General features: G+C 41.6%; 17 protein-coding genes. 10 read left to right on the top strand and 7 right to left on the bottom strand.

All coding sequences use genetic code 11. The annotated features are described in order from the left end of the window. Positions 1-186: 186 nt before the first annotated feature. Complete coding sequence (locus NPUN_RS19815; RefSeq protein WP_012410274.1) at positions 187-1320, top strand: branched-chain amino acid ABC transporter permease; 1134 nt, start codon at positions 187-189, stop codon at positions 1318-1320. Further along, positions 1310-2092: an ABC transporter ATP-binding protein gene (locus NPUN_RS19810; RefSeq protein ID WP_012410273.1), complete on the top strand. Its 783-nt coding sequence runs from the start codon at positions 1310-1312 to the stop codon at positions 2090-2092. Before NPUN_RS19815 ends, NPUN_RS19810 begins: the two co-directional genes overlap by 11 nt. 349 nt (positions 2093-2441) lie before the next feature. On the opposite strand, the gene NPUN_RS19805 is transcribed toward NPUN_RS19810, so the two are convergent. From NPUN_RS19805 to glpX, 4 genes are all read right to left on the bottom strand, one after another. Further along, positions 2442-3032 (bottom strand): Uma2 family endonuclease, encoded by a 591-nt coding sequence (locus NPUN_RS19805; RefSeq protein WP_012410272.1) that lies wholly within the window; start codon positions 3030-3032, stop codon positions 2442-2444. Between the two features lie 43 nt (positions 3033-3075). After that, complete coding sequence (locus NPUN_RS19800; protein ID WP_012410271.1) at positions 3076-3660, bottom strand: DUF2087 domain-containing protein; 585 nt, start codon at positions 3658-3660, stop codon at positions 3076-3078. A 105-nt stretch (positions 3661-3765) separates the two neighbouring features. Continuing rightward, on the bottom strand, positions 3766-5052 hold the full coding sequence (locus tag NPUN_RS19795) for a glutamyl-tRNA reductase (RefSeq protein WP_012410270.1): 1287 nt from the start codon (positions 5050-5052) through the stop codon (positions 3766-3768). A 241-nt stretch (positions 5053-5293) separates the two neighbouring features. Continuing rightward, positions 5294-6331 (bottom strand): class II fructose-bisphosphatase, encoded by a 1038-nt coding sequence (gene glpX / locus NPUN_RS19790; RefSeq protein ID WP_012410269.1) that lies wholly within the window; start codon positions 6329-6331, stop codon positions 5294-5296. 357 nt (positions 6332-6688) lie between these two features. Between glpX and NPUN_RS19785 the strand changes: the two genes are divergently transcribed. The 7 genes from NPUN_RS19785 (at position 6689) to grxD (ending at position 11302) form a co-directional block, all read left to right on the top strand. Further along, the gene (locus NPUN_RS19785) at positions 6689-7261 is read left to right on the top strand and encodes a DUF981 family protein (protein WP_012410267.1); all 573 of its coding nucleotides are present in this window, start codon (positions 6689-6691) and stop codon (positions 7259-7261) included. A gap of 47 nt (positions 7262-7308) precedes the next feature. Continuing rightward, a complete protein-coding gene (gene grxC, locus NPUN_RS19780; protein ID WP_012410266.1) occupies positions 7309-7623 on the top strand; it encodes a glutaredoxin 3 in 315 nt (104 codons plus the stop codon). Between the two features lie 245 nt (positions 7624-7868). After that, positions 7869-8354: a tRNA adenosine(34) deaminase TadA gene (tadA, locus tag NPUN_RS19775; protein WP_012410265.1), complete on the top strand. Its 486-nt coding sequence runs from the start codon at positions 7869-7871 to the stop codon at positions 8352-8354. A gap of 113 nt (positions 8355-8467) precedes the next feature. Beyond that, on the top strand, positions 8468-9226 hold the full coding sequence (locus NPUN_RS19770; RefSeq protein WP_012410264.1) for a lysophospholipid acyltransferase family protein: 759 nt from the start codon (positions 8468-8470) through the stop codon (positions 9224-9226). A gap of 573 nt (positions 9227-9799) precedes the next feature. Beyond that, complete coding sequence (locus tag NPUN_RS19765; protein WP_041566305.1) at positions 9800-10408, top strand: hypothetical protein; 609 nt, start codon at positions 9800-9802, stop codon at positions 10406-10408. Between the two features lie 227 nt (positions 10409-10635). Beyond that, a complete protein-coding gene (locus tag NPUN_RS19760) occupies positions 10636-10893 on the top strand; it encodes a BolA family protein (protein WP_012410262.1) in 258 nt (85 codons plus the stop codon). Between the two features lie 85 nt (positions 10894-10978). Beyond that, positions 10979-11302: a Grx4 family monothiol glutaredoxin gene (gene grxD, locus NPUN_RS19755; RefSeq protein WP_012410261.1), complete on the top strand. Its 324-nt coding sequence runs from the start codon at positions 10979-10981 to the stop codon at positions 11300-11302. A 306-nt stretch (positions 11303-11608) separates the two neighbouring features. Here grxD and NPUN_RS19750 read toward each other — a convergent pair whose 3' ends face one another. Then, on the bottom strand, positions 11609-11857 hold the full coding sequence (locus NPUN_RS19750) for a DUF6761 family protein (protein WP_012410260.1): 249 nt from the start codon (positions 11855-11857) through the stop codon (positions 11609-11611). 578 nt (positions 11858-12435) lie between these two features. On the opposite strand from NPUN_RS19750, the gene NPUN_RS19745 reads away from it, so the two are divergent. Continuing rightward, positions 12436-13209, top strand: a complete 774-nt coding sequence (locus NPUN_RS19745; RefSeq protein ID WP_012410259.1) for a response regulator transcription factor — start codon at positions 12436-12438, stop codon at positions 13207-13209. Between the two features lie 95 nt (positions 13210-13304). Here the strand turns inward: NPUN_RS19745 and NPUN_RS19740 are convergent, their stop codons facing one another. Together NPUN_RS19740 and NPUN_RS19735 are read right to left on the bottom strand one after the other, a co-directional pair. Continuing rightward, the gene (locus NPUN_RS19740; RefSeq protein ID WP_041566304.1) at positions 13305-14072 is read right to left on the bottom strand and encodes an ABC transporter ATP-binding protein; all 768 of its coding nucleotides are present in this window, start codon (positions 14070-14072) and stop codon (positions 13305-13307) included. Positions 14073-14113: 41 nt separating this feature from the next. Further along, positions 14114-14680 (bottom strand): hypothetical protein, encoded by a 567-nt coding sequence (locus NPUN_RS19735; RefSeq protein ID WP_012410257.1) that lies wholly within the window; start codon positions 14678-14680, stop codon positions 14114-14116. Positions 14681-14707: the final 27 nt, after the last annotated feature.

The raw sequence follows: 14707 nt of genomic DNA, 5'->3' as shown, positions 1-14707 counted from the left end.
TTCGCCCAGTGAAGAGGCAGGAGCAGGGAGCAGGGGGCAAGGGAGACAAGGGGAACAAGGGGAACAAGGAAAATAACCATGCCCAATTCCCAATTCCCAATTGCCCTGAGCGAAGCCGAAAGGATTCCCAATGCCCAATTCCCAATGCCCAATTCCCAATTCCCAATGCCAAAATAACTATTTAATATGGTTGACTATCTTATTTTCTTAGCAATTTCTACAGCACTTTTTGCTTTATTCGGACTGGGACTTAATTTACAGTGGGGCTTTACAGGGTTAATTAACTTTGGTCATATTGCTTTCATGACCCTTGGAGCGTATACAACAGTATTGTTAAGTTTAAAGGGCGTGCCCCTATTAATATCAGCAGTGGCCGGAGCAATTGTCGCCGCCTTGTTGGGTTTGATAATTGGTTTTGCAACTCTACGCTTACGGGAAGATTATTTAGGAATTGTCACCATTGGTACGGGTGAATTAATTCGTTTGGTGGTAAATAATCAGGATTTACCTGTGGGTGATACCTGGGTTTCTGGGGCGTTTGGTGTGCAAAGTTATTCCATACCCCTATCCACAGAGCCGAATTTGTTCGTCAGATTACTAATGATTGGGTTGTTAACCCTACTAGCTGCTGTAACTTTTTTTACGTTATGGCAATGGATTCGTACTACCCAAATATCTCGGACTACTGATTTAGGCAAAAGGACAACTAGCAAGCAAGAATTTGTGTCGCGCTTGGCTGTGGGAATTGTATTAGCAGTTTTGGCAACAGCAATTTATATTTCTGGAGTAATTGGACTGTATAATTACAACCCAAAAGCGGGTTTGATGCTGGTGTTGCTGTTGGTTTTAGCGCTTGTATACTGGCGCTTAGAAATTTTGGTGCGATCGCCTTGGGGTAGAATTCTCAAAGCTATCCGTGAAGATGAAGAAATTCCCAAGGCGCTGGGAAAAAATGTTTTTTGGTATAAATTACAATCATTAATCTTAGGGGGTGCGATCGCGGGTATCGCTGGTGCTTTCTTTGCTTGGCAACTCAGCGCCATTTACCCTGATAATTTTCAACCGCAGATCACCTTTGACACTTGGATCATGGTGATTTTAGGTGGTTCTGGTAATAATGTTGGCACAATCTTAGGTGCGGTAATTTTCTTTGCTTACGATGCGCTAACACGAGAAGTTTTACCTAGAATCGTCCACCTTGATGAAGCCCGTTTGGGTGCATTTCGCATTATGGTAATCGGGCTTATTTTGATGATACTGATGATTTGGCGACCTCAAGGTATCTTAGGGAAAAAGGAGGAACTCACCCTTGGTAAATAACTATTCATCGCCACTTCCCCTTTTGGTAGCCACTGGACTTTCTAAAAGCTTTGGTGGTGTCAAAGCAGTTAATGAGGCGAAAATCGAAGTTGCTAAAGGCAGCATCACGGGCTTGATTGGCCCCAATGGTGCTGGTAAAACCACTTTATTTAACTTACTCTCAAACTTCATTCGTCCAGATAAGGGACGAGTAATTTTTGACGGCGAACCGATTCACAACTTACAACCATACCAAATCGCCCAGCAGGGAGTAATCCGCACTTTTCAGGTTGCGCGGACTCTCTCTCGGTTGTCGGTGTTAGAAAATATGCTGCTGGCGGCGCAAAAACAAACGGGTGAAAATTTTTGGCAGGTACAGTTGCAACCGCACCTTGTAGCTAAGGAAGAAAAGCAACTCCAAGAGCGAGCAATGTTCCTATTAGAATCAGTGGGTTTGGCAAAAAAAGCACACGATTATGCTGGTTGCTTGTCTGGTGGACAACGCAAGCTGCTGGAAATGGGACGGGCGTTAATGACTAATCCCAAGTTAATTTTGTTGGATGAACCAGCTGCTGGGGTGAATCCGAAACTGATTGATGATATTTGCGATCGTATTATCACTTGGAATCGCCAAGACGGAATGACCTTTTTGATTATCGAACACAATATGGATGTGATTATGTCCTTATGCGATCGTGTTTGGGTGCTTGCCGAAGGGCAGAATTTGGCTGACGGTACACCAGCGGAGATTCAAACTAATCCCAAGGTTCTAGAAGCTTATTTGGGAAAATAGAGTGTGATTAGCTTTCTGTTTATGCAATGTATTTATTGATTTGACTTTGGACAAATCACAGTATTCGTGTACTTTTATTTATCCAAAGTCAAAAGGAACACTATTAATGGTGTTTAGATTGAAGTAAATATTATTTGCCCGTTACTGAATTGTGGCCTCCTATCTTTACCGAGGAAGAAAGACAAATTTAGTGAATGAGTACAACCGCAGAAATTCAAACTAATCCAAAACTTTTAGAAGCTTATTTGGGATAAGAGAGTGTAATTGGCCTTCTATTTATGTAATATATTTATTGCTTAGGAATTTCCCTGAGTCTCTTACTCATTGATTATGACTTTTGAATTTTTCTTCAATCTTCGTTATTTTCTGCAAAATTGACTTGCTCATAAAGGTCGCGCAATTCAATTTTAAAATCAACAGTTTGCAGTGATAAAATTGCAGATTCATGTTCAAGTTCAGTGAATGACCATTGACTTTCCGCAGTTTTTACATAATGCATTACGTGATACTGAGATTGGTCAATTAAAATATATTCCTTGAATTCTGGAATAGAGCGATAATAAAGAAATTTATCGCCTTGGTCATAATTTTTAGTCGATTTAGATAAAACTTCAGCAATTAACACCGGGTTCATAACCGTTGTTGTGCTGGTTCCTGTATAAATAGGTTGTCCCTCAATTACCATTACATCGGGATATGTATGCTGCCGATAACGGGGTATCCACAAACGCACATCACCAATATAGACATCATAATTTTTACGCCTTAAAGCAATTTTTAAGGATGCAGCTAAATTCAAAGCGATTTTATTATGATTTGTAGTACCACCCGTCATCGGGACAATTTCTCCATCACGGTATTCGCTTTTATATTCTGCCTTTTCTTCAATTTCTAAATACTCTTCAGGTGTGTAATATAATTTTTGTGTTTCTAATTGCATAAAAATACAACCTATGATTGTGCGGTTTGCTCATCTTTCACATCTATGTTGTACGCCAATAAATCCCATTTTCTCGCTGCATTAACTGGCAAGCAATTAACTCTCGTCGCAGGGTAGCGCAGTCAATATGGTAGCGTTTGAGAATATCATTTACTAGGCGTTCAGGGTAGTTGACTCCTACATCAAACTGGTTTGCTAACCACTTAAGAATAACTAAACGCTTTTTCCGACTAGCAGGAATTTCTTTGAGGCGTTGCACGGAGTGCTTGTCGGAGACATCGCCCTCGAAATAGTTTTTCAACACTTTGCTTTCCCAAGCTTCAGTATCCACATCCTCTATCAAGGATGCTATCTTCTCAGGTGTAAAAATTTCCTTGCTAATGCTTTGTAAAGCCTCGCTATCCAATTGATATAGACGGCTATTGCCTTCAGGACGCATTGTCACCAAATTTAGCTCTTTCAATTTCGCTAAATGATGAGATACTGTCGGTTCTTTGAGTTGCAGTAGCACCGCCAATTCTTCGACGCTGCACTCCTGATTCGCCAGGATACCTACAATTTTCAAACGGCTATCATCCGCTAATGCCTTGAAAAAGCGGAGTAAGATGTTAAATTGCTCTGATTCCATAACTAACTTCTAATTAGACATCTATCTAATTAGAAGTATATCTAATTTCAAATCGATTCGCTTAGAACCCCAACTTCTCACCACAAGTCGGGGTTCTTGCTTAATTTAACTAAACTGTTCCTCGGCATCGAGGTTGAAAAGCATTTGCAGAGTTTGCATACAGCGCCTTCTAGCTTCCACATCCTGCTGCGATCGCAACTGTACCATCGGGTCATGTAAAATTTTATTGACAATTCCCCGTGTTAATGCTTCAATCACCTCTTGATGTTTTTCTGCAAATTCCGAACCCAATCTCGACAAAGCTTTTTCTAACTCTTGTTCGCGGATGGTTTCGACTTTATTTCGCAGACAGCTAATAGTGGTAACAGTTTCTAAACTGCGCCACCAAATATCAAAGGCTTCCACTTCTTCTTCTAAAAGTTTCTCAGCTTCCTGTGCAATCTTGCGACGGCTTTCGTAGTTTTGCGCTACTACTGCCTTCAAATCATCCACATTAAACGCTTGCACGTTTTCCAATTCATTTACATCCGCATGAACATTACGCGGCACAGAAATATCAAATAACATTAAAGAGCGCTGAACTTCTAAAACCATTTCTAATTTGACCCGGTCAAGTATTGGCTCTGTTGCTGAAGTACTTGTAAATACTAGATCGCTATCGGCAATTACGCTCATCATTTCCGAGAGTGGATGAATTTTGATCGGTTGTTGAGGGAACAGCTTTGCTAATTCTTGGGCGCGATCGCGAGAGCGGTTTACAATACTAATTTCTACAGCACCTTTAGAAATTAGGTGTTGCACCAGCAGCCGCGACATTTTACCAGCGCCTAAAATTACCACTCGGCAAGCTGCTAAATTTGCCACTTTTATCTGCGCTAACTCTACAGCTGCCGAACTGATAGAGACAGCACCAGTACCAATACTAGTTTCAGTGCGAACCCGCTTACCAGCTGTCAGCGCTTGTTTAAATAATCGATTCAAAATGGTTTTTATACCGTTATATTGCTGCCCCAGTTTGTGAGTAGTCTTCACCTGAGCCAGAATTTGACCTTCTCCGAGTACCAGACTATCTAAACCACCTGCTACCCGCATGACGTGCATCACTGCATCATCATGTAGCAGCATAAATAGGTGCTGTCGCAGAGAAAGCACGGGTAACTTACTATATTCTGCAAGAAACTGAGTTATCTCTCGGATACCTTGGTCTGCTTCACTGGTAACAATGTAGATTTCCAGGCGATTACAAGTGCTAAGAATTGCAACTTCATCAATATGAGGATAGCTGGCCAGTTGAGCGATCGCACTTTCAATTTGTGGTTCTGGAATGCTCAGTTTTTCCCGGACTTCTACAGGGGCTGTTTTATGGCTTAACCCCACCACTGCTATATTCATTTGCTAAATCGTAGTTACTAGTTGGTAGTTGAGAATAGGGCATTGAGTGAGAATAGGGAATGGGGAATTTTTGTTTATTGGTTGGTAGTTATTCCCAGCAACAAACAACTATTAATCACTAACTACTAACTACTAACTACTGTAAGGGTAAAGCATTTGGATGACTATACTTTGCGTTTTAGAGAAAGATTTCCTTCCAAATGCTTCGTCCCTACTTTTACCATTCCCCATTCCCTAAAAATTAGTTCAGTTGGAGAGTCTTGGGTTCACCAAACATGTGAATTGTGTCAACAAATCGAGCAGTTTTCGACTGGTTGGAAATTACCAAGCTTTGAGTTCTAGCTCCGCCGTTGAAGAAACGTACACCATTCATCAGATTACCACTCGTAATGCCGCTAGCAGCGAACAGAACAGTTTCACCAGATGCCAATTCATGAGCATCATAGACCTTATCAGGGTCATTGATATTCATAGACTTTAAGCGATCGATGTTGGCTTCTCTGCTTTCTCCAATCAGACCCGTTTTTACTATTGCTGGATCGTAAATCAGTTGACCTTGGAAGTGTCCACCCAAAGCACGCATTGCTGCTGCCGAGATTACGCCTTCAGGAGCCGCACCAATACCCATCAACGCGTGGATATTAGTTCCAGCAAAACCGCAGCTTATAGCTGCACCTACGTCACCATCTGAAATTAGGGCGACTCTCGCTCCAGCCTCACGGATTTCTTTAATTAAATCGTTGTGGCGTTCGCGCTTCATGACCACGATTACGAGTTCTTCAATAGAGCGCTCTAGACACTCAGAGAGAATCTTGAGGTTTTCTGTTGCTGACTTGTTGATGTCTACCTTGCCCTTAGCTGCGGGAGGTGCTGCTAACTTCTTCATGTAAAAGTCAGGAGCAGCAAATAATCCACCCTTTTCAGAAATTGCCAAGACAGCCATCGAACCAGGTTGCCCATAAGCTACCAAGTTCGTACCTTCACAGGGGTCAACGGCGATATCAATTTCAATTAATTCATCAGGGTTACAGAGAGCTTCGGCATTTGGTTGAGTACAAATACCAACTTCTTCCCCGATGTATAACATAGGCGCATCGTCACGTTCGCCTTCTCCAATCACAATGCGACCGCGCATATAGATTTTATTCATCCGCTCCCGCATAGCTTCCACAGCTACTTGGTCAGCGATGTTTTTTTCGCCTTTACCCATCCACTTTGCGGATGCGATCGCGGCTTGCTCTACTACTTCAATAATCTCTAACCCAAGTGTATTTTCCACAGAGTCTGCCCTCTCAACTGCTTGAATTTCCGCCGCTTTATCTGGCTATTTCAGTCTTCAAGTCTACCAAAGGGCGGATACACGTGGAAGAAAGTTAAGTTTTACTGCTAACTGGTTAGAAAAGTACCATCTAGCACATCCTTATTTTTCACTCATCCAACTCCAGTATAAAACCTGTTTAAAAGTAACTAAGTTAAAAACTGCACAAATGTTTAGCAGTAAATATTTAGAATATTGCTGTTCTTCAGTGTTTATATTCAGGTATAAAATAATAAAGAAAAAAGTTAGTAAATTCACTAAAAATTGATTTAAAAACGAAGCGCAGAGTAAATAGCTTGTCAAATTGAGAGGTCAATAGTGTTTATCGACTACATTACACTCATGTTGATCAATATGGTAGCTGGGCTATTTCTACTGGCTGACTATGTGTATCGTGGTATAGATAGTTCTAATCAGAGACAGTGGATTCCCGGTTTTGGAATTACGGGTGCGATCGCACTCACAACTGGTTTACACATGAGTTTCACTTGGCTCGTTATTGGTAGCTTTAACATTGCTTTCGGTGAGACAAGTGTCTTATTTGGAATCTTGTTTGTTGCAGCTGCGGTTTCTCTTGCTCAAGGTTGGGATTTATTGACAATAGCAATTTACGGCTTCTTTGCCGGCCTAGTTGCGATCGTAGTGGGTATCCGCATCATCAACTTGAATATGACAAAGCAACCGATTTTATCGGGAATCGGCTTTATTTTAACTGGATTAGGTGGTATTTTTGCAGCGCCAACCCTCTATTGGAAAACCAACCGAACCTGGCGGCTAATTGGCGTAGCAGTGCTAATAGTAGCCGCTCTAATTTGGGCATTGACTGGATATTTGGCTTACTGGAATCATTTAGAGGGTTTTCAAAAGTGGGTTCCAGCGCCGATGCGGTAAGCAATGATCTAGGCTAGAGACATAGTTAAAATCTTGCTTAAGAAAATATGCTGGACTTTCTTAATCCCCTATTAAATCGCCATCCAGAGCGAGTCAAAGCCAACGTCGAGCTTTACACGTGGCAAACTTGTCCTTACTGCATTCGTGCCAAAATACTGCTGTGGTGGAAAGGTGTAAATTTTACCGAATATAAAATCGACGGTGATGAAGGAGCCAGAGCTAAAATGGCAGAACGCGCTAATGGTCGACGTACCGTACCGCAAATTTTTATTAATAACCAGCACATTGGTGGCTGCGATGACCTCTATCAGCTAGACACACAAAGCCAACTCGATCCCCTTTTAGCCCAAGCCGCTATTTAGAAATCAAATTAATCTCCAACGCTTAGACTGCTAAATTGTTTAGCCTCAGATTTCCAGTAAAAAAACATCCCACCTCTGGGGCGCACAGCTAGCTGTACGCCCCAAAAATGTGCAAATAATTTTGGATAATTTATTTTTTGGAAGTTCCTATAGTCTGCGGGTTATATGCTTTTTCTTTTTTGTAGGATGGTGTATAGCCTGTCTAAAAGCAAGCATATTTTTAAAATTTTTATATTGATAAGAAGATGCTAACTAAGTACACAGAATATCTTATACATCAAGAATGGATGAGTTGTGCCCTAGAATTAGCAAAAGTAGCAGGTGATGCAGGTGAAGTCCCTGTAGGTGCTGTTATCATTGATTCAACAGGCAAATTGCTGGCACAAGGAGAAAACAGAAAAGAACGCGACAAAGACCCTACTGCTCATGCGGAAATTCTTGCTCTCAAGACAGCTGCAACAACTTTACAAAATTGGCATCTTAATGAATGTACCCTCTACGTAACTCTTGAACCGTGTCCGATGTGTGCAGGTGCTATTTTGCAAGCGCGTGTCGGACAACTTGTATATGGAGTAGACGATACAAAAACTGGCGCAATTCGTACAGTTATTAACATACCCGATAGTGCTGCTTCTAATCACGGTCTCCAAGTCATTGGAGGCATTCTAGAGTCAGCTTGTCGTGAGCAATTACAGGCTTGGTTTGCAACTAGACGGCGTAGAGTAAACTAACGGACAGAGGTAAAACTGTCCATCTAGTACGACACAACTCACGCAAGAGAATCTACGGTGTAATTAATCAGGCTTTTCGTTAAATTTTTACCAGTCAATCAGCTGCATCCTTCATGATGGAATTTTACTCTTCATCCGATCCCTGCCAGCGCCCACCAGCAAATCATCAGGTAGCTGGTACTACCTCAAGGGTTTCTCCTTGGTTGAGTCCTCTGGCATATTTATTAGGCCGTCACTGCCTATTACCATTATTCTTTGGGCAAATTAGAATAACCGGACAAAAAAATATCCCTACAACTGGGCCTATTATCCTCGCGCCTACTCATCGGGCGCGTTGGGATGCATTACTCGTACCCTACGCGACTGCTGATTGTCGCAGAGAACAAGACCTGCGGTTTATGGTGACTATTGACGAATGCCAAGGTTTACAAGGCTGGTTTGTCAAACGTTTGGGGGGGTTTCCTGTAAATTCTAAGCATCCATCAATCCGCACACTGCGACATGGAGTTGAGCTACTTCAGCAGAAAAAAACCCTGGTCATCTTTCCAGAAGGTAATATTTTTCGTGATGCGCAAGTTCACCAGTTGAAGCCGGGAATTGCTCGTCTTGCTTTGAGTGCTGAATCTAGTCATTCTGGGCTGGGAGTTAAAATTATACCTATAGGCATTAATTACAGCCAACCGTATCCAAATTGGGGTACAGATGTCAGTATTGACATTGGCTCCCCAATCAGAGTAGCGGATTACATGAGTGGTTGTATAAAACACGATGCTAAAAGCATCACAACTGATTTAGGAAAGGCACTGCAACAATTAAGTCATCAAGAAACAAAAATTACTAATCACGCATTTGCAGAAATTACTAATTCTTGATCTTGTCAAAGGGCAAAAGTCCTAAGACTGGCTTTTAACTACTGACCACTTACTGTGCATGATTAAGAAACTGCAAGTTTTCAATGTTTGACAGTAATTGCTAACTAGCTATATCCATCCTGAATTAAGTCACTAAAGATTTAGTGCTATTTTGCAAGCTTTGAGGATGTATACATATATAGATTACTCCATATAGATTACTCCCTATTGACAGGATATTTAGCCAAATTGGCATTTTTTGAGTAAATAGCTAATAATTGTCTGCAAACTACTGAATTGCTCCAGAAGAAACATTTTTGCTACTTCAGTTAGATAGTTACAAGGTGGTTGCGAGTAAACCGATAATTGGAAAATCAGAATAATTAACGTGTTAATTCAGTCCACCGTAGTATCGCTCATCACGAGGATTTAAGTTAGTTACTATACAAGAGCAATGGGAACTCTATTAAAGCGATTTTCAGTCCTAAATCAGAGATACTTAGGATGTAACTTTGCTTTGTCCAAAACCAAAACAGAGTTAAGATACCCGAAGTTTCCATGACTTTTTATATAGTTGTCGCACTAATTGATCCCATGAACACTGCTGCCGCTGTTACCTTGATGCACCGTACCCTTTTATCAGTCATAGCAGTCCTCAGCCTGCTATCACCTGTGAATGCTCAGGTATCACAGTCACCAGGCACTACCAGCCAACCACAACCCATTGACCCCAACGATCCCAATAATCTGCGCCCCATAACCCAAAGTAACAGCCTTTTGAGCATTGAAGGTGGCGATCGCTTAGTAAAAGATGCAGAACAAGCTGTTTCTGCTCAAAACTACACTTTAGCTGCTAAGAAGCTACAAGAGGCACGTCAGGTTTATAATCAGCTATCTAATTTTTATCAAGAGTTAAATTCTAGCTTTTCGGGAATTGACAACAGAGTTTCTGATTCTCAGCGTCAAAAAGCTCTATTAACAGCCCAAAAGCGGGATGAAGCCACCTTTCAGCTAGCATTGGTACATCGCGCACAAAATCAGCCAGAATTAGCTGTGCCGTTGTTGGTTCAAATAATTAAGAGTCAAAACCCGACACGAGATTTAGGCAAGAAAGCCTATAAACAGTTGTTTGAGTTGGGTTTTGTTGATTCTCCCTATCCCAGAGAAGGTGGTACTTCATCTTCCTCATCCCCAAAAAAATAAATTAAATTTTTGTTGCCTGTTTTTCCATCTCCCTTATCTCCTTAACCAGTCGCTTGGGAACGCCCCAGTGCTAAGATAGAGCTATCCGCCGTAGCCAAAACCTGAGCGTTCTCAAAAATACACCTCAGAAGCGGGTTTATCTACAGCCTTGCCAAAACCTGAAGTTGGCACAGGCATTTACTCCATATCTGTTAATAATAGAAAAGTAAGTTTTTTCAGGAATTGCGATGATTAGTCCGCAGCAGGTTGAGACAATGATCAAGGCGGAACTGCCAGACGCACAGGTTCAGGTGCAAGACTTGACTGGTGGCGGCGACCACTATCAAGTGACAGTAGTTTCATCGCACTTTGCAGGTAAAGGACTAGTGCAACAGCACCAGTTAGTTTATGGTGCGTTGGGTCAAGCTATGTCAACTGAAGCGATTCATGCCTTGGCGGTAAAAACATACACTCCCGAAGCTTGGCAAGCAACAGCAAGTTCCTAAAGTTAGGAGTATAGGAGTTAGGAGTTATAAAATTTTTAACTCCTCACTCATCATCGTTGAATGCAACATAGGAAACACAAGTACCATGACACCAGAACTGAAAGAGAAAATTGATAACTTGCTACAACAGAACAAAATTCTAGTTTTCATGAAGGGAAACAAATTAATGCCCCAATGTGGTTTCTCCAACAACGTTGTGCAGATTCTCAATACCTTGGGAGTTCCCTTCGAGACGGTTGACGTTCTATCAGACTCTGAAATCCGTCAAGGAATTAAAGAATACTCTAACTGGCCAACAATTCCCCAAGTGTATATCAATGGTGAATTTGTTGGCGGTTCTGATATCTTGATTGAACTTTATCAAAAAGGTGAATTGCAGCAAAAGGTAGAAGTAGCACTAGCTTCCTAATGTTTCTCTAACCAAACTAGAAGGAATGCGCTCAATTTGCGCTTCTTTATCAAGGCAATGTGCCGTTTTTAATGTCCTTGAAAGGAGAGACACTATTTATCTCCCCTTTCAAGGCTTTTTAATAGGTTTTAGTCAACAATCCCCTCAGTCGTATTGGCAAGACCAATATAAGGCTGAGGGGATGCGTTTAATCAATACAATATCTCCAAAATCTCACACCACGGCAACCCGTTGACCAATACAGATAATATGCTATAATCATCTGCGGTAATTAACGGTTACTATCAATGACCAAGTAAATGGTACTTAGTAGTAATCTGGTTGTGGCTGTGGTTGCGGCACTGCAAAGTTTGACCCATCGTACAAGTAGCGGCTGGCTTCCTCTTCTAGACGATGAATCAGATAAGGTTCAATAACGTTGCTATGTCGCAGTGCGGCTAGATATCCATCCAAATACATCCGCATATCATCCGTGCGATAACCGCGATTCCATAACTCGACGAAGGCGTCGGTGAGTCTTTGGTAATAGCGGATGGTTTGTGTGTCTTGGAGCATAACTGCTGTATTAATCTCTTTGGAATGAGAATTGTAAATGATTCACGCTCAAATGTGAAGTGTAATTTCACTTTGGCATTAATTCAAAGTCAACACATCTACTTTGGGTACTACCCCTAGCAGCTACAAGCTACTTTAATCCTATTCCAGAAAACATCGATTCTAGTTATCTGCTGAGTTATTTATCTGATTTTCATATTCAATGGCCCAATTATATTGGTATTATATTCCTGGATGAGGTCAGTAATTTTGCGGTTAAATCTACTTTTACCATCAGGTTGAAAAGCTGTTGTATTAACGTTTGGCTGATTGGTTATAGATATTTCTACATTACACCTATTAAGAGCAGAATGTTAAGCTACAAGAATTTTTGATACGTCTAACAACACTGCTGAGAAATTTAATAAAAATTTAATAATATTTCTAATCCCCTATCGGCAAGGCATAAATTAAAGATATTGCCACGCTTTTTATGAGGAAATGTAAAGCTAATAGCAGTTGAAGTAACAAAGGCTACAAAACCTTAGAGATGGGCTTGTTACTTTGAAAGTCATCAGACGCTAAGGGGTCTTGCCGCCGTGGGTTCGGTTTGTATAGAAATCATTGAGGGGAATCCCCATCTGAGGTCGTTGTTGGGTTGGCACTTGCAACAGCTGGAATACCGTGTGCATCAAGCTGCCAGTATTTATCAAGCAAGGGAAGTATTTTTAAGCCATCAACCAACACTGGTAGTATTGGATGCAGACCTGCCTGATGGTGATGGCATTGAGTTTTGTCGTTGGTTGCATCGTCAGCAGCAGCCTCTAATTTTAATGCTATCTGCTCGTAATAGTGAAGGTGATATCGTCGCAGGTTTAAAGGCGGGTGCAGATGATTACCTGAGTAAACCTTTTGGGATGCAAGAGTTTTTGGCACGGGTAGAGGCACTGATTCGCCGGAAACGCACACCTACTGCACCAGCTTATTTGGATTATGGCACTTTGCAAATAGATTTAGTCCAGCGCCGTGTCCGCTTCCAGGGTGAGTTTATCGATTTAACGCCCCAAGAATTCAGTTTGTTGTACGTTTTGGCACAAGCTGGAGGAGTACCTCTGAGTAGGTCGGAATTGCTGCGTCGTGCTTGGCCCGACGCTATCGATAACCCTCGTACCATTGATACTCACGTTTTATCACTGCGGAAAAAGGTTGAACTTGATCCTCGCCAACCAAACTTGATTCAAACTATCCGCAATGTAGGATACCGTTTTAACATGGAAATTTTGAATACCAATATTTCACAATCACAAACAACAAAGTTAGCTAGAGAAAGATTTAATAATCAACGTTCAACACTTACTAGTAGTCAAGTGTGATGGGGAATTGGGCATTGGGAATTGGGAATTGAGAAAGTAAGATAACGACTCTTAACTCCTGTCTCCTAACCAATTCAAAATCTAAAATCCAAAATCTAAAATCCAAAATCGTCCTGAGCTTCTGCTTGAATTAAACTTTCTCGTAATTCAAGCCAGTCTATCTCAGAGACTGTTTGATTTGTGGATAAACGACCTTGTTCTAGGTGTAATAATCGAGTACAAAACATTTGGTCAAGTTCCAGTTGGTGATTTACCATCAGAATCGTGGTTTGATGAGTTTGACTCAACTGGTTTAAGACTTGCATTAGATGAGAAGCTGTACCAGCATCAAGGGCAGAGGTTGGTTCGTCTAATAATAATATTTTAGGCTGGATGAGTAAGGCACGAGCGATCGCTACTAGTTGTCGTTGTCCAGCAGAAAGTTGTACCTCAGTTCGCCCTAACCATTCATTGGGAATGTGCAGTTGTTCTGTCCAATAACTGACTTGTTGCTGAATTGTCTGTTTGGGCAAACCACGCAAAACTAAAGGATAAGCCAAGGCTTGTTGAACTGTCATCCCTAACAGCTTTGACTCTTGCAATACAAGTACAAGCATCTGACGTAGCTGGATGACAGGAATTTGGCGATATTCTTGATTTTCTAGATAGATTTTGCCACTAGTGGGTTCAATTAGGCGGTTGATGAGGCGTAATAACGAAGTTTTACCAGCGCCTACTGACCCTACAATGGCAATGCGTTCGCCCTGAAATACTTCCAAGTCAATATCTCGCAATATGGGATACCCTTGCTGATTGCCGGGAAGTTGGGTTTTCAGCTTTGTAAACAGATTAACTTGCTCTAGCCTGAGTATTACCTTATTCAAGGGGAGTGGGGAGATAGGGGAGAAATAACCAATGCCCAATTTTAAGTTAGTTGTGCAGTAGTTAAAGCTGTAGCGATCGCCCAGCCATCGACCAATAGTAGCAGCAGTGTCAATACTAGTAAAATCAGGTACATCCACGGCTGTGCTAAAGGGCGAACATCTGTAGTATCAATGCCTGTCTTTGCTTGGACAATTTGCACGAAACGGGCAAATCCAGATACACGCATCGGTAGTAAATAAGCTTTCCCATCCTGGCTGAGGAAGTAATAAACTAAGCCTCCTTGACCAGTGCTGCGAGGTTTTAACTCTTTCACCTCTGACCAAGGTAAAAACCAGCCTTTACGGAAAAAGCGAGGAACCCAGGCGGGGTAAGTAACCTGAATTCCCTGGTCATCTACCATTACTTGTTCAGTCAATACTGCATACAAGGCAACTAAGCCGATGCTAATCCCTATCCACAATAATATTGGAGGTACGGGTGCGGCTGTTACCTGCGATAAAAAAGGTAATGGGACTGTGAGTGCTACGTATAGACTCAGCAACGTTATCCGAATCAAAGGAGACAAACGAAAGACAGAAGCTGAGATATTGGCTGAATTTGCTGTCACGGCTCAATTACAATGCTTTTCTTCATT

The organism is Nostoc punctiforme PCC 73102 (assembly GCF_000020025.1).
GTDB lineage: Bacteria > Cyanobacteriota > Cyanobacteriia > Cyanobacteriales > Nostocaceae > Nostoc > Nostoc punctiforme.
Note: the sequence above shows the minus strand (reverse complement) of the source record. Positions and strands in the feature narration are given on the sequence as shown.